General features: G+C 61.8%; 12 protein-coding genes. 7 read left to right on the plus strand and 5 right to left on the minus strand.

Features of this window, described 5'->3' with window-relative positions; all coding sequences use genetic code 11:
• Nucleotides 1-18 precede the first annotated feature (18 nt).
• On the plus strand, nucleotides 19-5,790 hold the full coding sequence (locus tag KI810_RS17455) for an OmpA family protein (protein WP_214175268.1): 5,772 nt from the start codon (nucleotides 19-21) through the stop codon (nucleotides 5,788-5,790).
• 29 nt (nucleotides 5,791-5,819) lie between these two features.
• Nucleotides 5,820-10,754, plus strand: coding sequence for a beta strand repeat-containing protein (locus KI810_RS09350; RefSeq protein ID WP_214175269.1), 4,935 nt, complete (start codon nucleotides 5,820-5,822; stop codon nucleotides 10,752-10,754).
• A 103-nt stretch (nucleotides 10,755-10,857) separates the two neighbouring features.
• Here KI810_RS09350 and KI810_RS17585 read toward each other — a convergent pair whose 3' ends face one another.
• On the minus strand, nucleotides 10,858-12,327 hold the full coding sequence (locus KI810_RS17585) for a B12-binding domain-containing radical SAM protein (protein ID WP_214175270.1): 1,470 nt from the start codon (nucleotides 12,325-12,327) through the stop codon (nucleotides 10,858-10,860).
• A gap of 208 nt (nucleotides 12,328-12,535) precedes the next feature.
• Here KI810_RS17585 and KI810_RS09360 point away from each other — a divergent pair, with 208 nt between their 5' ends.
• A complete protein-coding gene (locus tag KI810_RS09360) occupies nucleotides 12,536-13,159 on the plus strand; it encodes a hypothetical protein (protein ID WP_214175271.1) in 624 nt (207 codons plus the stop codon).
• Nucleotides 13,160-13,615: 456 nt separating this feature from the next.
• Nucleotides 13,616-14,176 (plus strand): DUF2269 family protein, encoded by a 561-nt coding sequence (locus tag KI810_RS09365; protein ID WP_214175272.1) that lies wholly within the window; start codon nucleotides 13,616-13,618, stop codon nucleotides 14,174-14,176.
• On the opposite strand, the gene KI810_RS09370 is transcribed toward KI810_RS09365, so the two are convergent.
• Nucleotides 14,104-14,568 carry a hypothetical protein gene (locus tag KI810_RS09370; protein WP_214175273.1) on the minus strand — a complete coding sequence of 155 codons (465 nt, stop codon included), beginning with the start codon at nucleotides 14,566-14,568 and terminating at the stop codon, nucleotides 14,104-14,106. The two genes, KI810_RS09365 and KI810_RS09370, sit on opposite strands and share 73 nt — an antisense overlap.
• A 222-nt stretch (nucleotides 14,569-14,790) precedes the next feature.
• Between KI810_RS09370 and KI810_RS09375 the strand changes: the two genes are divergently transcribed.
• The 3 genes from KI810_RS09375 (at nucleotide 14,791) to KI810_RS09385 (ending at nucleotide 17,197) form a co-directional block, all read left to right on the plus strand.
• Complete coding sequence (locus KI810_RS09375) at nucleotides 14,791-16,419, plus strand: ABC-F family ATP-binding cassette domain-containing protein (RefSeq protein ID WP_214175274.1); 1,629 nt, start codon at nucleotides 14,791-14,793, stop codon at nucleotides 16,417-16,419.
• Between the two features lie 148 nt (nucleotides 16,420-16,567).
• Nucleotides 16,568-16,873 carry a hypothetical protein gene (locus KI810_RS09380; protein WP_214175275.1) on the plus strand — a complete coding sequence of 102 codons (306 nt, stop codon included), beginning with the start codon at nucleotides 16,568-16,570 and terminating at the stop codon, nucleotides 16,871-16,873.
• A 60-nt stretch (nucleotides 16,874-16,933) separates the two neighbouring features.
• On the plus strand, nucleotides 16,934-17,197 hold the full coding sequence (locus KI810_RS09385; protein WP_214175276.1) for a hypothetical protein: 264 nt from the start codon (nucleotides 16,934-16,936) through the stop codon (nucleotides 17,195-17,197).
• A 114-nt stretch (nucleotides 17,198-17,311) separates the two neighbouring features.
• Here the strand turns inward: KI810_RS09385 and KI810_RS09390 are convergent, their stop codons facing one another.
• The 3 genes from KI810_RS09390 to KI810_RS09400 form a co-directional block, all read right to left on the minus strand.
• Nucleotides 17,312-18,043, minus strand: a complete 732-nt coding sequence (locus KI810_RS09390) for an amino acid ABC transporter ATP-binding protein (RefSeq protein ID WP_214175277.1) — start codon at nucleotides 18,041-18,043, stop codon at nucleotides 17,312-17,314.
• Nucleotides 18,033-18,833, minus strand: coding sequence for an amino acid ABC transporter permease (locus KI810_RS09395; protein WP_214175278.1), 801 nt, complete (start codon nucleotides 18,831-18,833; stop codon nucleotides 18,033-18,035). Before KI810_RS09395 ends, KI810_RS09390 begins: the two co-directional genes overlap by 11 nt.
• 148 nt (nucleotides 18,834-18,981) lie before the next feature.
• Nucleotides 18,982-19,806, minus strand: a complete 825-nt coding sequence (locus KI810_RS09400) for a transporter substrate-binding domain-containing protein (RefSeq protein ID WP_214175279.1) — start codon at nucleotides 19,804-19,806, stop codon at nucleotides 18,982-18,984.
• Between the last annotated feature and the right edge of the window lie 109 nt (nucleotides 19,807-19,915).

Genomic DNA, 19,915 nt, shown 5'->3' on the forward strand with positions numbered 1-19,915 from the left:
CTCTCTTCCTTGATCCTGATGGCCCTTCTGATCCTTTCGCTTGCATCACCCGCCCGGGCACTCACCCCGGTTCAGGGGGACAAAATCGTCAGCACGGTAAGGGTATCGAGCTTTGAATTACCCCCTCTTTATGCATCCGCGACAGTAACGGTGGTGATCCGCACCACCTCCACCATGGAATTTCTCAGTTATGCGCCGGCATTGTCCGGTGCACCTCTGGTTGATGTAGCGACAACGGCATACCGCACCGGCAGCGACCCCGGGGCGCCGTTCGTCAATCTGCCGGCACCGGTTCCCGTCGGATCCGGCACCCCCGTCGACCTGAACAAACCGGTGCCGCTGGTGGCAGCAACGGTATTTCACGGCGGAGAACCTGTCTTCATACGCCTGACCGACCTTGACCAGAACCTCGACCGGACCGCAAGGGAGACAGTTCTCGTCACCCTGAGCGATCCTACGACCGGCGACACGGAAACACTCCGCCTGACCGAAACGGGACCCGATACCGGCATGTTCGTCGGATACATTCCATCGGCACCCGCGGCTTCCGCCCCCTATTCCGGGACACTCGGCGTACAGCAGGGAAGCCAGATAAAAGGGAACTACACCGATAAGGACGACGGTTCCGATGCATCCAGCGCGGGAATCCTCGTGGACCCCCTTGGTATCGTATTCAACAGCCAGACCGGCGAACCGGTCAACGGGGCGACGGTCACCATCATCAATGTGGCAACCGGTGAGCCCGCCACGGTGTATGGCGATGACGGGACGAGCAGCTTCCCGGCAACGGTGACAACCGGGGCCACGACCACCGACAGTTCGGGAAGGAGCTACGCTTTCGCTCCCGGCAGTTACCGTTTCCCCTTTGTCGGCCCCGGCACCTACACGTTACAGGTAGCTCCCCCCGCCGGCTATATCGCACCTTCGACGGTTGCCGACACAACACTCCAGCAGTTGCCGGGAGCTCCCTATGCCCTCGGAACGGCATCGCGGGGAGAGACCTTCGTCGTCAACCCCGGCCCGGCCCTCCGCATCGACGTGCCGGTCGATCCCTTCGCGACGGACCTCTGGGTACAGAAGGCCGCCGGCAAATCCACCGTTGCCATTGGCGATTTCATCCCCTATGAGGTGAGCGTCCAGAACACCAGCGCCGTGGCGGGAGCCCCCGGCGTTTCCGTTACTGACCGGCTTCCCCTCGGTTTCCGTTACCAGCAGGGTTCCGCAAAGATAAACGATATGGCGACCTCCGAGCCGGCGATTTCCGCCGACGGGCGCACGCTCACCTTCCCGGTCGGCAACCTCCCCGCGGCAACAACGGTGAGGGTCCGGTATGTGGCAGCGGTTTCCGCCGGTGCGGTCCCCGGGAATGCCGTCAACCATGCCGCCGCAATCAGCAGCGCCGGTTCCACATCCAATACGGCTACGGCTACCGTCCAGGTAACCAGCGACTTCATGTCCAGCAGGAACCTGCTCATGGGTCGGGTTTTTGCCGGAAGCTGCGGCGATGCCCGCGCGACGACCGGCGACAAGGGGCTTGCCGGGGTGCGGATCTACCTTGAGGACGGGACCTTCGTGGATACCGATAGCCGGGGAATGTTCCACTTCGAGGGGGTCAAGCCGGGAACCCACGTGGTCCAGCTCGACATCGACTCCCTCCCCGACGGCTACCAGGTTGTTCCCTGCGAACAGAACAGCCGCTTTGCCGGCAGGGCATTTTCCCAGTTCGTCGACCTCCAGGGGGGAACCATGTGGCGCGTCGATTTCCCCGTGGCAGTCAAGGCTTCTCCCGTGGCGGAGGCACCTCTTGAGATGGTGCAGCAGAAGGGGGACGTCACTCTTGAGCTGACGAGCACCCTCCAGGGAGCGACGGTCGGGTACCGCGCACTGCTGCGGGGGGGCCCTGTGGCAGTCGGCAACCTCAGGCTGAACGTCCAGCTCCCGGAAGGAGCCGTCTACCAAGGAGGAAGCAGCAGGATGGATGGCACAGCGATTGGTGATCCCGCAGTAAACGGTACCACCCTCACCTATTCTCTGGGGAATCAGAGTGGCGACTGGAAGCGGGAGATCGGCTTCACGGCTGCACTCCCCTCTCCGGCAAAACTGGGGGACCTCCCCACCAGGGCGACCCTCACCTTCGATTCACCGACGGCTGCCGGTCTGGCGACCCCTCCGGCGGAAACCATTCTTCGCCAGGTGACCGATGAAAGACGGATACCACTCTCCAATTTCGTCCTTCAGCCCCACTTCCCCGTTTTGAGCGCCAAACTGACCGACGACGACAAAACGCAGCTCGACGAACTGGCCCGGCTGATGCTCGTGCTGCGCGTTACCGACATAGCCGTGACAGGCCATACGGACAATGTCCGGATTGCCCCGCGCAACCGCCATATCTACCGGGATAACACCGCCCTCTCCTTTGCCCGGGCAAAAAGTGTCGGCCGCTATCTCATGGAAGCCCTCCACCTCCCCCCCTCCAGTCTCACCATTGAAGGAAAGGGGGAATCCATTCCCGTTGCCGACAACGGCACCGAAGAAGGGCGGGCACTCAACCGGCGGGTGGAAATCCGGGTACAGGCACAGCGGATCATCGACATGAGCCGCACGGAGGTTGCCAAAGGGGAGAGCGGAGCCAGATCGACCCCCGTTGCGGGTATTCCCGCCCCCGCCCCCCAGCCGGTGGAGAACAGACCGCCGGTCGCCAGGGAACCGAAGGAGATGCAGAGCGACACAGCGGCCACAGACAGGGAGGGAATCCTTTCCCCCGACAAGGGGACCGTCCTTATCAACCCCATAAACGGCGTCCGCGCCAGCCTCATGTCCCAGCTCACCCCGCGTCTCCTCGTCGACGGGAAAGAGGTCCCGGCTGACCGCATCGGCTACACCATGAAGGACAAGAAGTCCGGCAAGACGTTCTACAGTTACGTGGGGGTCGATTTCGGCAAGCGGGGAGAGCACACCCTCCAGTTCCAGGGGATGGACCCCTTCGGCAACGCCCGCTTCAACCAGACCATCACCGTCATCCGGAGCGGCCAGGTCGCCTCCCTCCGTCTCAAGTCGGCCGAAGGGAACGTCGCCGACGGCAAGACACCGGTCAGGCTCCAGGTCGAACTGGTGGACGCCGACGGCACACCCATCCCGGCAGCCGCCGACCTGGAGATCCGGAGCGGCACCCTCAAACCGGTCAGCCGGGAGGGTGAGCTGCCCGAGCCCAAGGTCGGGCAGTTCGAGCAGGTCCATGTCGACGAAAAGGGGACTATCCTGTTCCAGCCGGTCAACGCCAGCGGCCTCTACCGCGTAACCCTCGGCTACAACAACGTGAAACTGGAAACGGAGACCTACGTAAAACCGCTGCTGCGCGACTGGATCCTGGTCGGCCTGGCGGAAGGGACGGCCGGGTACAACACGGTTGCCGGCCACATGGAAAACTTCACCTCGACAGGTGACGAGGAGAACTTCTACGACGACGGCCGGCTCGCCTTCTACGCCAAGGGGAAAATCAAGGGGGAATGGCTCCTCACGGCCGCATACGACACCAGGAAGAACACCTCCACCACGGGGAGCAACGGCCTGTTCCAGACCATCGACCCCAACGCCTACTACCCCCTCTACGGGGATGCCAGCCAGCAACGGTACGATGCGGCAAGTTCCCGCAAACTCTACCTGAAGCTGGAGCGGGACCAGTTCTACGCCCTGTTCGGCGATTTCGACACCGACCTCACCGTTACCGAGCTCTCCCGGTACAGTCGGCGCATGACCGGAGTGAAGACCGAATTCCAGGGAAGGAATATCGAGCTGAACGCCTTCGGCAGCAAGACCGACCAGTCCTATGTGAAGGATGAGCTCCGGGGTGATGGCACCTCCGGCATGTACCACCTTACCCGTACCGGCATCGTGGAAAATTCGGACAAGATACGGATCGAGGTCCGCGACCGGTTCCATGGAGAAATTATCCTGAAATCCCGTGACATGGGCCGCTTCACCGATTACAGTATCGATTACGACACCGGCACCATCTTCTTCAAGGAGCCGATTGCCAATCGGGACGAGAACTTCAACCCCGTGTTCATCGTGGTCGAGTACGAAACGAGGAGCACCGGCTCGGAATCGTACACCTACGGCGGCCGCGCAGGGGTCAAGCTCCTGGACCAGAAGCTCAAGGCGGGTTTCACCTATATCCATGAAGGGGAAGTGAGCGGCAGGGGAAACAGCTACGGCCTGGACACCGCCATTAAAATCGGTGCAAGCACGACGCTGAAGGGAGAAATGGCCCGGACCGAAACGAGCTATGGCGGACTGTCCCGCGACGGCAGCGCCTATCTCGCGGAACTTGCCCACCGTTCGCCGCTGTTCGACGCACGAATCTATTTCAGGGAACTGGAAACCGGTTTCGGCCTCGGCCAGCAGCAGGCAAGCGAATCGGGGACCCGCAAGATGGGCGCCGAAGCGGCATACAAGCTCGCCGACCGGATTACCCTCGGTGGGCAGGCGTACCGCCAGGAAAATCTGGCTTCGAGCCTGAAGCGTGACGTCGTCGAAGGGAAAACGGCCTACAGCGATGGCCAGTATTCCGCCAGTCTCGGCCTGCGCCACGCCTCCGACCAGTTGGCGGACGGCACCACCAACTCCTCGAACCAGCTGACCATAGGGGGGAGCTGGCTGACCCTCAACAAGCGGCTGACCCTGCGCGCCGAACATGACCAGTCCATCGGCAGCAACAGCAATACCGATTTCCCGACCCGGACTACGTTCGGTGCCGACTTCAAGCTGATTGAAGCCGCCACCCTCTTTGCCCAGCAGGAGTTCACAAGCGGGGCCACGTCGAAAACCAACACCACGAGAGTCGGGGTCAAAGCCACGCCATGGGAAGGGAGTACGCTGAACAGCACCGTCGAACAGGACCTGGGGGAAAGCAGTGACCGCCTCTTCGCCCTCTTCGGTCTCAGGCAGACGGTGAAACTCACCGACAAGTGGAGCGTGGACGGCGGAGTGGAGCGGAGCCAGACCATAAAGAACACCTACACGTTCAAACCGGACACCCCCGCGGTTTCTGCTGGTGGTGAGGATTTTACCGCCGTTTCCGTCGGAACGAACTACCGTGAAAAGAACTGGAACTGGGATGGCAGGGTCGAGGTCCGCTCCGCCAAAACCGAAGACCGGTGGGGAATGACCACGTCCTATGTGGGGGAGGCGAAGGAAGGACTTGCCCTCTCTTCCCGACTGCAGCTCTACAACTCCAACGCCACGACGCTCACCAAGACCAGCGGCGACCTCCGCTTCGGTCTCGCCTACCGGCCGCAGCTGACCCGCTGGATCGTCCTCGACCGCCTGGACATCCTCTACGACCGGCAACGGGGAGGAACCTTCACCATGGACAACCGGCGCATCGTCAACAACCTGAACGCCAATTTCAAGCCGGACGGCAGAACCCAGATCTCCCTCCAGTACGGTGGCAAGTATGTCCGGGAGACCATTGACGGCAGGGATTACAGTGGCTACACGGACCTCGTGGGAGTGGAAGGGAGATACGACCTGACCAAGGACTGGGACATCGGGCTGCGGGGGAGCCTCCTGCATACCTGGAGCAATGGCCAGTTCGCCTACGGCACCGGGGCCTCCGTCGGCTACAATATCGTGCAGAATGCCTGGGTCAGTCTCGGCTACAATTTTGCGGGGTTCACCGACAAGGATTTCTCCGCCGCCGACTACACGGCCCAGGGGCCGTTCGTCCGCTTCCGCTTCAAGTTCGACCAGAACTCGGTCAAGGACGCTATCTCGTGGCTGAACAGATGACAAACGGGAATCAACGTGAGCAAAAAACCATGGGTATGACGCACACTACAACCATACGAACGATACTCTTCGCCCTTGTCATGGCGTTCCTTGTCGCGGCAACGCCGGTCCATGCCGCCATAACGGTCACGAGGACCTCCGGGACAACGTTCTATACGGATACAGGCACTGCGTCTCCCGATGTCCCTAAATGCAGCTATGTCTCCCTCAATGTTGCCGAATCTGTGACAGTTACCGATGCGTGGGTGACCATCGGCAACTTCACCGGGGGGTACCTTTCCCTCGGCGGAGGGGATGACGGCGCCTACCATGTCGGACCTTTGACGGCAGGGCAGACCAAGCCGGCCTTCTTTTACCTCTGTTCCTCCTATACCGCCACCACCCCCTCGCCAGCGCAGGTCTACGACATCAGGCTCTACAACGGCAATCCTGCGGCGGGAGGCTCCCTGGTCGATACAACCACTATCCCGTCGACGACAATTAATAACAACGTCATTCAGGCCAGTTCCAACTCGGTCAACGTTATTGTGTCCGGACCCAATCCTGCCACGATCGGAGGGGTCATCGCCATGACCATCGATGGCGACACAGGGAAAATTGGATGTGTTAACCCGCCATCCGCCTGCACCGGTTCCGCCGGCGGTCCGTTATCCTTGACTCCGGCCGCGTTTGCCAGTTGGCGTGCAGATGCCTATGAATTGATCGGCAGCAATATTACTCTTTCCGGAGGAAACTCCGGTTCCTATGACAACATGCTCTATATCGACACCGTTCCGTCATCCTCCGACACCCATTACGTCGGAACCTTCTATTTCCGCGCGGTCGGTACGACCGGAGCAACGACGTCGCTCTCTCCTGTTTCCTATCTTGCAAGTGGTGCCAATATCAAGCACACCAGCCTGAGCAGCGGCGCGTACTCGACCGCCGGGGGTCTGCAGCCGGTGGTATCGGCCCAGGCATCTGTGGTGCTGGCAAAATCAGTAAGCAACGTCACCCTCCCCGCTCAAGGAGGGAGGGTGACGTACACCCTGACCGCCACCAACTCGGGGCTGGAAGACGTGAGCCTGGACAGTTTCATCGACGTCCTCCCCGCAGGTGCAACGTATGTAGCCGGCTCGTCATCGTTCAACGGCGCCGGAATCGCTAACCCCGGCATTTCGGGTACAACCCTGACCTGGTCGTCCCTCTTCACCATCCCGGCCGGCACATCCCGGAGCCTGATCTTCCAGGCGAACATTCCCGCCACGCCGGGCACCTACACCAATGCCGCCACTGCCCGGATCGGCTCGACCATCATTGACAGCACGTTGCAGGTAACGGACAACGTGCCCGCCACCGCCACGACGGTGGTGCTCCGCGCCCCGGCCATCACCAAGGCATTTTCCCCCACCGCCGTCGCTGTCAACGGGACATCGGTCATGACCCTGACGATAACCAACCCTAACACCGCAAATTCCCTGAACGGTATCGCCGTCTCCGACACCCTCCCCGCCGCGCCGGCCGGTCTCGGCTTCGCCGTCCCCTCTGGCGCGGCGACCACCTGTTCCGGCGCCGTCCTGACCGTGTCGGGAACGACCATCGGCATCACGGGAGGGACGCTGGCAGCGGGGCAGACCTGCACCGTCACTGCCAACGTGACGTCGGCGAGCGCCAACACCACCTACACGAACACCACGGGGACCGTCTCGTCCACTAACGGGGGGACGGGAAGCAGCGCATCGGCGACCATCACCTTCAGTACAAAACCGACCATATCCAAATCCTTCTCCGTTCCGACCATCCCCCGGAACGGAACGGCGGCAATGACCTTCACCATCACCAACAACGGCAACGGGGCACTCACCGGCCTGACCTTCGACGACCTGTTCCCCGCGGGGATGGTGACGGCCAGCCCGCCGGCAGTCACTCCGGCAGCACCCTGCGGCGGTGTTCTCAGTGCGTGGAACGGGGCCACCGCCTCGGCCCTCATGCCGACTGGCGGCGATGCCGGTATCCGCCTTACCGGCGGCGGTATCCCCACTGCCGGCGGAACCTGTTCCTTCACCGTCAATGTAACCGCAGCGACAGCCGGCATATACAACAACACCTCGGGAGGGGTCACCGCCAACGAAACCAGCCCTGCCGGGCCGGGGAGCAATACCGCCACCATCTCGGTACTTTCCCCTCCAACCGTTGCCAAGGCATTTTCACCCGCCACCATCGGCAAGGGACAGACATCCACCCTGACCATAACCCTTGCCAATGCCAATGCCACGGCCATAACCGGCGCCGCCTTCACCGACACCTACCCGGCCAGCGTGACCACCGCCGCAACCGCCAATACCTCGACAACCTGCTCTGGCGGCACGGTCAGCTTTACCGGCGGCTCGGTCTCCTTCGCCGGAGGAGCCATCCCCCCCAACGGCAGCTGCACCGTCAGCATCGACGTCACGTCCAGCGTGGTAAACAGTTACACCAACACCATCGGTGCGGGAGCCGTGACAACGACTAATGCCGGCAGCAACAGCACCGCCGCCTCGGCAACCCTGACCGTCAACGCCACACCGACCATCACCAAGAGCTTTTCGTTCAATGCGGCAACAGGCGCGGCGACCATGAGCATCACCATCGTGAACAATCACACGGAGGGCATCTCCGGCCTCTCCTTCACCGATCTTTTCCCTTCCGGCATGACCACCGCCAATCCCCCTGCCCTCTCGCCGGCCGCGCCATGCGGCGCCGGCAGCTCTCTCCAGTCGTGGAACGGGGCAACGGCAGGAGCGTTGTCCGGAACAGGGGGAGATGGGGGGGTCAGGCTTACTGCCGGCCAGATCCCGGCGGCCGGCGGAAGCTGCACCTTCACCATAAACCTTGCCGTCAACTCCCTCGGCGTCTATGCCAACCAGACCTCCGGCGTAACCCTGACCGCCCCCTTTGCCGGCACCGGCAGCGTCAGCAACACGGCAACCTGGATTGCCCCCGCCGTCAGCAAGACCTTTACCCCCAACACCGCCGGACCGGGAGACATAGTACGGATGGAAATCCGGATCACCAACCCGAGCCTGACTACGGCACTGACGGGGGTGACGTTGAATGACACCTATCCGACCACCGCGACCTTGCCGAACGGCAGCACCCTCAATGGGGCGGCCATAACAAACGCTGCCACACCAAACACCACCTCTACCTGCGGGGGAACCGTCACGGCCGCCGCCAACGGCACCGGTATCTCACTTGCCGGCGGCTCTCTTCTCCCTGGGGGCGTTTGCACTATTGCTGCAGACGTCCGTGCGACCAACACCACGCCGGCAACCTACTACAACACCACGGGAAGGGGTGCTTCCGACCAGGGTATCGGCATCACCGGCTCCGACGCCCTCTATATCGTCACCAAACCGACCATCACGAAGTCGTTCCTCACCTCGCCGGTTACCATCGCCAGCGGCACGGCAACCAGCGTGATGCGCATCACCATCGAAAACAACGCCGGTGCAGACATCTCCGGCGTTTCATTCACGGACACATTCCCGACCCTCCCCTCTCAGATGAAATGGGTGAACACGATTGCCAACAGTTGCGGCGGTAGCCTGACCGATGTGGCCGGTGCAGCACTGGTCGCCAACAGCTCGACCGGCATCAAACTGACGGGAGGCACCATCACGGCCGCTGCCGTAACCTGTACTATCGACGTCACCGTGTCGGTCTCCGCAACCGGCAGCTACAACAACACCACCTCCGGTGTCACCTCGTTGTCAAACACATCCCCCGGACCAAACAGCAACACGGCAACCCTGGTAGCGTACCTGTCGGCGCCCACCGTCACCAAGTCATTTACCAATAGCGGCTTCCAGGTTGACGGCAGCAACCGGCTCACCATAACCCTCACCAATCCGAATGCGGCGGATATCACCGGCGTGACCCTTACCGACACCTTCCCCGCCAGTCTCTTCATTGCAGCAATCCCTAATCTGGCCTCCACCTGCAGCGGCACGGCCACGGCAGCGGCAGGCACCGCTACCCTCAGCCTCGCCGGGGGGACGATCCCCGCTTCGGGGTCGTGTTCCCTGGCCGTCGATGTGACAGCTACGGCAGTGGGCACCTATACCAACACCTTGGGAGTCAACGCCATCACCTCCACCAACGCGAACCCCGCCCCGGCAGCTCCCGTCTCATCGAGCACCTCCGCCTATCTTCCGCCGACCGTCACCAAGGGCTTCGCCCCGGCCACCATAGGGGCAGGGGGAAGCTCCTCCCTGGTCATCACGGTGACCAATCCCGCGGCAAACCCGGTCAGCCTCACCGGCGTCAGCATCAACGATCTCTACACGGGAACACTGGCCAACAACGCAGCGGGAGCAGTGGCCTGTTCCGGCGGAGGGAGCGCAACCCTCACCGGGGGGAGCAATGGGGGGACCAGTGTGGGATTCAGCGGGGGGACCATCGTGCCGGGGGGGAGCTGCACCATTACCCAGAGCGTAACCGCGACCGGCACCGTCGCCAACACAACCGGCGCTCCCGTGGCAACCGGACCGGTTAATCCGCTGACGGGGACAGCCGCTTCTGCCACGTTGACCATCTTCCAGCTGCCGAGCCTGATCTTCGTGAAACAGGCCAGCACCGCCACCGCCGCTCCGGGACAGGCCATCACCTACACCCTGCTCACCACCAACTCGGGTTCCGGCATCGCCACCTCCGTAATACTGAGTGATGCGCTCAGCCCCTACGTTTTCTGGGGGGTGAATTCCTTCGGGGCAAATGTGCCGTTCCAGATGGGCGACGGACCGCCCATTTCAGGGCTCACCCTCGGAACGCCGGTCTACTCCAGCGATAACGGCGCCACCTGGACCTACGTCCCCGTTTCCGGCGCCGGCGGAGCTCCGGCCGGTTACGACGGCTATGTCACCAACTGGCGGATCCCCATGACCGGCACCATGAACGGCAATGGTGCCAATTTTACGTTGCAGTACAAGGTCATGGTCAGATGACCTGACGGTACTGGACGATGACGCAAAGAAAGCCCTGGAATAAATCCAGGGCTTTCTTTGTTCTTCGGGAATTTATGGAGGGGCTGAGGTGAAGTGTCGTACCTTATCGATGAGACGGCGCTTCCGCAGCGCCGGGTGCGGCAATCGATGCCCCGCAGGGAGCGACGCGCCCGCGGGTCGCTTCGTACTCCTCCAGATAGGCCGCAGGCTTCATCATCGCCTGGGTACGCCAGAGGATCCGGGCAATGTAGGGTATCTGGGACGGGCGCACCTGGCGCATCCAGTCAAGCATGCTCTTCTCGCCGGAGGTATTGAGGATGGAACGGCGCCAGGTCTCGGTATAGAGCTCGAAAAAGCGCCGCACACCGAGGCGTGGCTCCCAGAGGAGATGGTGCATATCGAAGTTGGACCAGGGCTGGGGGGCGATGCGCTGCTCCACCTGACGGTAGTATTCCGTTCCCGGCAGGGGGGTGCGGATGGTAAATCCGGCCCGCTGCAGGCCATGCCGGGCGATGAACTCCCACAGTTCCCGGAATTCGGTCTCCGTCCAGTCGGGATCGATGAGGAAGTTGCCGTTGATGCCGTAGCCATGTTCACGGGCGATCCTCACTCCCTCGATGGTCTCCGTCACCCCTGCGTCCTTGGTCAGGTCCGCAAGGCCATGGTCGCTGGCCGCCTCCAGGCCGAGGAAGATGTCGAAATCCTTTGCCAGGGGGCGCCAGGCCGCCAGCAGTTCGCTGCTCCGGCAGAGGAGGTCGGTCCGGGTCTGGACGAGAATCCACCGCTTGAAGACGCCGCGCTGTTTGAGAACCGCGGCAAGCTCCAGGCTGCGGGTTGGGTTGTGCCAGAAGAGGTCGTCGGCGACGAAGATGGCGTCCCCCGCCGTGGCGAAGTCCTCCACCACCGCGCCGATGCTCCGTTCACGGCAGGAGCGGTCGTAGAGCTGCCAGACCGAGCAGAAGGAGCAGCGGTGGGGACATCCCCGGGCCGTTTCGATGAGCCAGACCGGCTTGAACAGGAGACAGTGATACCCGGAGCGGTGCCGGGCAACCAGTTCCCGTGCCGGCAGCGGAACGAGGTCGAGCGAGGTCCGTTCGGTCAGGGGGGAAGTGGTCACCCAGCCGTCACCCGTGCGGAGACGGAGCGCCGGCACCTCCACAAGGGGCCGCCCTTTTTCGAGCGCCTCCGCCAGTTGGACGACAACCTCCTCCCCGTCGTCGAGACAGATGGCATCTATGTCGCCACATTCCAGCGGCCCCGGAAATGCCGCCGCCGCGTGTCCGCCGACATGAATGAAGGCATCGGGGCACACCCGGCGCACCTCGCGGGCAGTCTCCAGGATCCGCTCGTATTCCAGGGCATGGGGGCAGGAGATGCCGACCAGCTGCGGCCGGCTGCGCCTGACCCACGCGGCGGGACCGGGACGGAAGCGGAGATCGGCCACCGTCACCCGGTGCCCTTTTTCCAGCAGAGCCGCCCCGATGTATTCCAGGCCGAGTGGTTCTACACGAAAAAACGGCCCGAGTCCGAACTTGTCGCTCCCCGGATGGGGACGGAGAAGAAGAATGTTCACGAAGCACTGCCTTGGAAGTAGTTACTGCAGCAAGCCACAGCGTTATAGCCAGCGATGTGTCATATTAGCAAGTTTAGCGTCCCTTTGACCAGATTTTTCATGTTGCCGGCCGTGGCAACATGGGGAAAACCGTGTAGACCATTCGCCATATTCCCATCTCCTGCTATAGTTGGTAACAGACGACAACTACTCCACCGGAGGTCGGACGATGGGAAAAATAATCACCATTTCAGCATGCGTGCTGGTGCTCGCCGCAACCTCATTTGCCGCAGGCGGCAAAACCGTCTGGAATTTCGACAAGGACCGCCTCGGCACGGCCCCTCCCGGTTTTGTCCGGAGCTCAGGGGGGTGGAAGGTGGCGGCCGACCCAACCGCACCCACCCTCCCCAACGTTCTCGCCCAGCGGGCAAAAAGCACGGACCGGACCCTGAATCTCGTCCAGGTTGCCGGCACCAGCTACCGCAACCTGGACCTCAGCGTGAAGCTTCGCCCCATCGAAGGAAAGAACTGGCAGGGGGGAGGACTTACCTGGCGGGGAGTGGACGGGGAAAACTACTACGCTCTCCTCGTCAACCCGCTTGACAACAGCATCAGACTGTACAAGGTAGTCAGCAACTGGCCCACGGAACTGGGAACCGCCCAATTGACCCAGGTGGGGGGATGGCATACGTTGCGGGTCGTCATGACCGATGACAGGATGGAGTGCTACTACGACGGGAGGAAGTATCTGGACCGGCGGAACAGCACCTACGGCAAGGCCGGCACCATCGGCCTCTGGACCAGGGGGGACGCGGAGACCTACTTCGACGACCTGACGGTCCAGACATTCTGACGATGTCCCCATTCAGCATGGCAAAAGCCTGCTTCGGCAGGCTTTTGCGTTCCTGCCAGAAAAGATGGGTGCTGGCGGTGCGTCGGGAGTGGAGGGAAAAACCCGCGCGGCAGCGGACACCCGCCGAAAGGTCCCTCGAAGTATCTCAGCCGGAAAACTACGGCTTGATCTGTCAGAAGGGCTACCGGTCAAGGTCCGCAGCGGGGGATCGACCGTAACGGACGAGGTACCGCCAGCACTCCCTCCCGAAACATGGCACATCATGTGCCACACCAGACACAAGATGTGCCACGCGCGGCCCAATTTTACCGCTTTTCCCCACCCGACCAACCAGTACAACAGCCACAGTTAGGGGTTGACGAGATACTATCGGGCACAACGTATACGGGAACCGGATTTGCAGCCTGGAAACAGTCCCCGGCACACCGGGGCGCAACCGCTCCGGGAGGAACCACCATGCTGCAAGCCACCCCCCTCACTCGCCAGATACTGAAGTGCATCCACCTCACCGCCGTCTGCACCTGGATCGGCAGCGGCCTGGCCGTGCTGGTCCTGCTTGGCAACGACCGCACGACCAGCAACGGCGACGAGCTGTTCGCCTTCAACCATGCCATCCGCTCCATCGACAATTGGCTTATCAAGCCCGCCGCCATGGTCTCGTCCATCAGCGGCCTTTTTCTCTGCGGCCTCACCAGCTGGGGGTTTGCCCGGCACCGCTGGATCGTCATCAAGGGGCTTCTCACCCTGGGAGCCATCCTGTTCGGCGCCCTCTGTCTCGGTCCGTGGCTGGCGGAACTTTCCGACATGACCGCTGCCAACCGCATCGCCATTTTCGACGACGGTGAGTACGCCCGCACCTACCTGATCGGGACCATATCCTCCATCATCCAGACCCTGCTCCTCGTAAGCCTGGTGCTCATCTCCATCGTTAAACCGTCATTCGTTCAGAAGCGGAGCTTTTCGCGGCGGAAGACGTGGGATTCCTGCTTCGCCTTCATCTCCCGGGCAAAGTCGTAAAACAGGTTCCAGTAGACCTCGTCAAGGGTAAGGTTCGCCCAGAAATCCTTGCTCTCCAGACACTTGACGGTGTAGTAGCCGAACATGTAGTGGGCCAGTTCCGGCCGGATCAGACCCGAGTTCACCTGCAGCGCCGCCTCCTCCAGGAGCCCAACGAAGTCCCGCTTGTCCTGGGGGCTGAACGTGGCCAGCCGCGGGTCATCGTCGAACATCAGGGCGCATATCTCCTTGAACACCGGGTTTTCCTTCAGCCGCCGGCGGAGCATGGTAAAATGCTCCACCCGCTTCTGCGCCCCCTGGCGCCGGTATTCCAGCAGACCGTTGACAAAGGCGAAAATCGTCACCAGCCCCCCCACGATTATGGCGAAATCCTTCAATGCGGTTATACTCATGACACCTCCGTTACGTTGCAGTCCCACCATCTCTTGTAACCTCAAACAGTCCCCATGGCAACATAATGCTTTTGTCCGAACCAGCAGGAGAACTTCACGTGTCCGTGCCCCCCTGGTTCGTTTGTTGGCAAAATTTATGTTGTCAATCGGGGGGTTGGCGTGCTATCAGGTTCAGTCCTCACTTATAAAGAACGCCATGTTTCAACGCCTGGAGCAGAGTCAATGATCCACCTTTCGAACATCGCCAAGCAGCACGGTTCCCAGATCCTCTTCCGCGACGCCAGCTTCCAGATCCTCCCCGGCAGCCGAACGGGACTGGTGGGACCCAACGGCGCCGGCAAGACCACCATCTTCCGGATCATCACCGGCGAGGAGGAGGTGGACGCCGGCGAAATCACCTGCGCGAAAAAAACCACCATCGGCTACTTCTCCCAGGACGTGGGGGATATGGCGGGACGCTCGGCCCTTGAGGAGGTGATGGCCGGCTCGGCGGAAACCGTCCGCCTGGCCGGAGAGCTGAAAGAGATGGAAGCGGCCATGTGCGAACCCCAGTCGGACGACGACATGGCTGCCCTGCTGGAGCGTTACGGCGCCGCCCAGGAAGAGTTCGAGCATCGGGGGGGATACGATCTGGACACCCGCGCCCAGACGGTGCTGACCGGCCTCGGCATCGGCCCCGACCGGTTCAACCATCCCGTGGAGTCCTTCAGCGGCGGCTGGAAGATGCGCATCGCCCTGGCCCGCATCCTCACCCTGAAGCCGGACGTGCTCCTCCTGGACGAGCCGACCAACCACCTGGACGTGGAGTCGATCATCTGGCTGGAAGAATGGCTGGCGGGGGAATTCGACGGGGCACTTCTCATGACGAGCCACGACCGGGACTTCATGAACCGCATCGTCACCCGGATCGTCGAGGTGGCCAACAGGACGGTCACCACTTACGGGGGCAACTACGATTTCTACGAGAGGGAGCGGGACATCCGTCGGGAACAGCTTCTCGCCAGCCACAAGCGCCAGCAGGAGATGCTCGCCAAGGAGGAGGAGTTCATTGCCCGTTTCGCCGCCCGGGCTTCCCACGCCGCCCAGGTCCAGTCCCGGGTGAAGAAGCTGGACAAGATCGACCGGATCGAGATCCCCCCCGAGGAGCGCGCTGTCCGGTTCGAGTTCGGCGAACCGCCGAGGAGCGGCGACGACGTGGTGGTGATGGATAATCTGGGCAAGGTCTGGATCACCCCCGACGGAGTGGAAAAACCGGTATTCAGCGGTGTTTCCGGCATCATCCGCCGCCAGGAGAAGGTCGCGGTGGTCGGGGTGAACGGCGCGGGGAAATCCACCTTCCTCAAGGTGCTCGCCGGCCAGACCGAGCCGACCGCCGGGAGATCGGTCCTCGGAGCCAACGTACAGCTGGGATACTTCAGCCAGCACGCCATGGAAATACTGGATCCGCGCAAGACGGTGTTCGAGACGGTGCAGGATGTCATGCCCCTTGCCTCCATCGGCGTTATCCGCAATCTCCTGGGCGCGTTCCTCTTCAGCGGGGATGCGGTTGACAAGCGGATCGAGAACCTCTCCGGCGGAGAAAAGAGCAGAGTGCTGCTGGCCACGCTCCTGGGGCGACCGGTCAACTTTCTCGTGCTGGACGAGCCGACCAACCACCTGGACATCCGCTCCCGTGAAATCCTCCTGGATGCCCTGCAAAACTTCGCCGGCACCGTGGTGCTGGTGAGCCACGACCGTCACTTCCTCCGCTCCCTCGTGAACCGGGTGTTCGAGATAGATCATGGCGAAATGCGGGTCTACGAGGGTAATTACGGGTATTACCTGCACAAGGCCCACGGCGAAGCCCATTAGGGATTGTCCCTCCCCCTGCATCGCGCTCACCCTCCCCTTGTCGGCCTGTCATCATCCCTCCGCGCGGTGAAAAACATTGACAATCACCCACAGTTGCCGTACAAATGCGGACTGTTTGCCGTACAACTCTCGAAACGGAGCAGGAATCATGAAAATACTGGCTGTCATACTCCTGGTGGTCCTCGGGTATGCCTACTACAACAAGCCGCTCCTGCCGGCCCACCAGGAAAAGATATATCTCACCGCCACGGGAACCGAAACGGTCACGGACCAGGAGGTCTTTTCCCAGCCCCAGTGGGACGGGCTCGAATTTCGCGACTGGTTCATTGTGACGGCGACCCAGGACAAGCAGAAGCAGTCGCTGGTGTCCTGGGGCTTCGTCGGTTACCTCAAAGTCGTGGACACCGAATGGGCGCCCAAGGCTTTCGAACTGGAATCTGAGGCAAGCAAGTAGGCCGTAAAACGGTAGAGGATGCCACGGGGATAGGGAGGGCGTCCGGACAGGGGAGACGACATGCTCAACGATGTGGGTGCGGAAGTTTATGAGACATGGAGTTACGAGCAGCGCCACGAGGAGATCGGCAAGCTGGTGGAGGGATACCGGAACGGCCTCCCCCTGGAGATTCTCTGCATGATGACAACCTCCATCGCCGGCAGCGAAAAGCTTGCCAGGGAACACCTCATCGCGCTTGTCCCCCCCGACGAGCGGCAGGCCATCATAGCGGCGGCGAAGGGGAACAAGAAGGCCCGTTCCCGGGTCGCGTCGTTTTTCGCATGACTCGTAGCCCTCTGCGGCACACCCATGTACAACCATCACTACACGAAAGCCCGCGCAAGCGGGCTTTTTCCGTTATGATCCTGACGGCTGGAGCCGCAGGATAGTGCCATCGCGTCAGTACTTGAGAATCTTCGCCAGGAACTTCCTCAAGGATTCACTCCGTGGGTTGCCGAACAGTTCCGCCGCCGGCCCCGTTTCCGTAGCCTTGCCATCACAGACGAACAGGCACTGGTCGGCCACGGAACGGGCGAACCCCATGTGGTGAGTGGCCATGATCAGGTCCCGCCCCTCCCCCCGCAGTTCATGGATGATGTCGAGTACCTCGGCGGTCATTTCCGGGTCCAGCGCCGAGGTCGGCTCGTCGAGTAGGATGAAGCGGGGTTTGATGGCAAGGGCACGGGCAAGGGCGATCCGCTGCTGCTGCCCCCCCGAGAGCTGAGCTGGCTTCTTCAGGGCATGGGGAGTGAGCTGGAAGCGCTCCAGGAGGGAGTGGGCCGTCTCCCGCGCCTCCGCCGGGGAATTGCCGTGGACCTTTTCCAGGGGGAGGGTGATGTTGTCCAGGGCGGAAAGGTGGGGAAACAGGTTGAAGGACTGGAAAACCGTACCGATGCTCCGCCGGTGCCGAAGCAGGCTCGCATCGGAAAAATCTACCGTTTCGCCGTCGATCGCCAGTTCCCCCGCGTCGGGGACCGCCAGCCCCCCCATCACCCGAAGCAGGGTGGTCTTACCCCCGCCGGAAGGACCGATGATGACGAGGGCATGGAACTCCGGCAACTCCAGGGTGACGTCATCCAGGGCTGTCTGGGGGCCGAACCGCTTGGTTATCCCTTTCAGTTCAAGACGCATACCGAAACCTCTTCTCCAGCCACCGGGAAAGGAGCGAAATGGGGAAGGTCAGGATAAGGTATCCCACCGCCAGGGGAAGGTAGCTCTCCAGCGTGCTGTAGGTGAAGGCGTTCACCTCCTGGGCGTTGAGGGTAAACTCGCTCACGGCGATGATGGAGAGGAGGGACGAATCCTTGACGAGGGAGGCGAACTGGCCCGCCAGGGGGGGAAGTGTGCGGCGAAACGCCTGGGGAAAGACGACGTAACGGTACATCTGCAACCGGGTAAGGCCGATGGCCCGGGCTGACTCCAGCTGGGACTCCCCGACGCTCTCGATCCCCGCCCGGATGATTTCGCAGATATAGGCGCCGGCAAACAGGGAAAGAGTAAGGACCCCAACGGCGTAACGATTGCCGACCCCGAATGCGTCTGCCACCACGTAGAAGAAAACGAGTATCTGCACGAGGAGGGGGGTCCCGCGGATCGCCTCGATGTAGATTTTGCTGAAGTAGCGGAGGGGAAGGAAGCTGCTTTTCTGGGCCAGAGCAAAGAAGAGGCCGATCAGGAGACTGAGAATGAGGGATGCCGCCGAGATGGCGACGGTCACGAGCCAGCCGTTGAGAAATTTCTGCCGGTAGCCGTAGACGGTCTCCCATCCCCACTGGTACTGGAGCTGGTGAAAGGCGTAGGAAAAAACGAGCGCCACCAGGAGGAAGGCGCTCAGGAAGCCGGCCAGCCCGGCAACACGGGAGACCGATTCCCCCGCACCGGAGCGGGTGGCGAAAAAGAGATGGACAAATCGTTTATGCACGGACAAAGGCTCGCACGGAAGTCTGTTATACGACGTCAGATTTGAGATGATGCCAAGGCGGCAAGGAGGAGGCGACGAGGCGTACAGATGGTACGTCGAGGAAGCTGACGACGCGCCAACGCAGGCAGCGCTCAAATATGGCGTCGTGTCATAGGAAGAAGGGGTACCCCAACTTCTTGAACGCCTCTTTCTCTTCCTTCAGGTAGGTGTCCCCCAGTTTCTCGAATCCGCCCCGTGCGCGGAAATCCTTGAGGAATCCGTTAACCTGCTCCTTCAACTGGCCATTCCCCTTGCGAATCCCCACTGCCCACGACTCCTTCTGGAACGGCACAAGCAGCGCGCGCGTCATGTCCTGATTCTTCCGCCAGTTCTGGTAGGTGGACATCTGGTCATAGATGAAGGCATCGGCCTTCCCCTGAACCACCTCCAGGACCGCTGCCGCTTCCTTGTCCAGCACGAGCACCTTTGCCCTGGCAATGTGCTTCTCAGCATAGACGTGGCCGGTCGTCCCCTTCTTCACCGCCACGACCCGCCCCGGCTGGTCCAGGTCCTTGATGGAGGTAACGGGAGACGATTTTTTCACCAGGAGGCAGAGGCCGGTTTCCAGGTAAGGATCGGAAAAATCGATGGATTTGGCCCGCTCGGCGGTGGCGGTCATGGATGAGATAATGAGATCGATCTTGCCGGTCTTGAGTGAGGGGATCAGGCCGTCGAAGGCGGTGTTGCGGATGACGACCTTCCTGCCGAGCGCCTTCCCCAGCTCATGGGCCAGGTCCACGCTCACGCCGGTCGGCTTGCCGGCCTTGTCGGTCATCTCGAAGGGGGGATAGGCCAGTTCCATGCCGACGACCAGCGTATCGTTACGTTCGGCCGCCTGAACTGCCGCCGGTGCGGGGAGCGCAAAAAGGATCGCAAGCAGCGGGACAATCGGCCACCACCCCACCAATGTTTTCCCGGAGCGATGTTTCATCATGGTTTTCTCCTTTGTAGTGACGGCTGGGATTCGGACATGCAGAAGAACATTCTAACCCCCTTCCGGGTATTGTCAACGCCAGGAACAGGCTCCCGGCGCGGATACGAGG

The sequence above is a fragment of the Geomobilimonas luticola genome (assembly GCF_018476905.1).
Lineage (GTDB): Bacteria > Desulfobacterota > Desulfuromonadia > Geobacterales > Geobacteraceae > Geomobilimonas > Geomobilimonas luticola.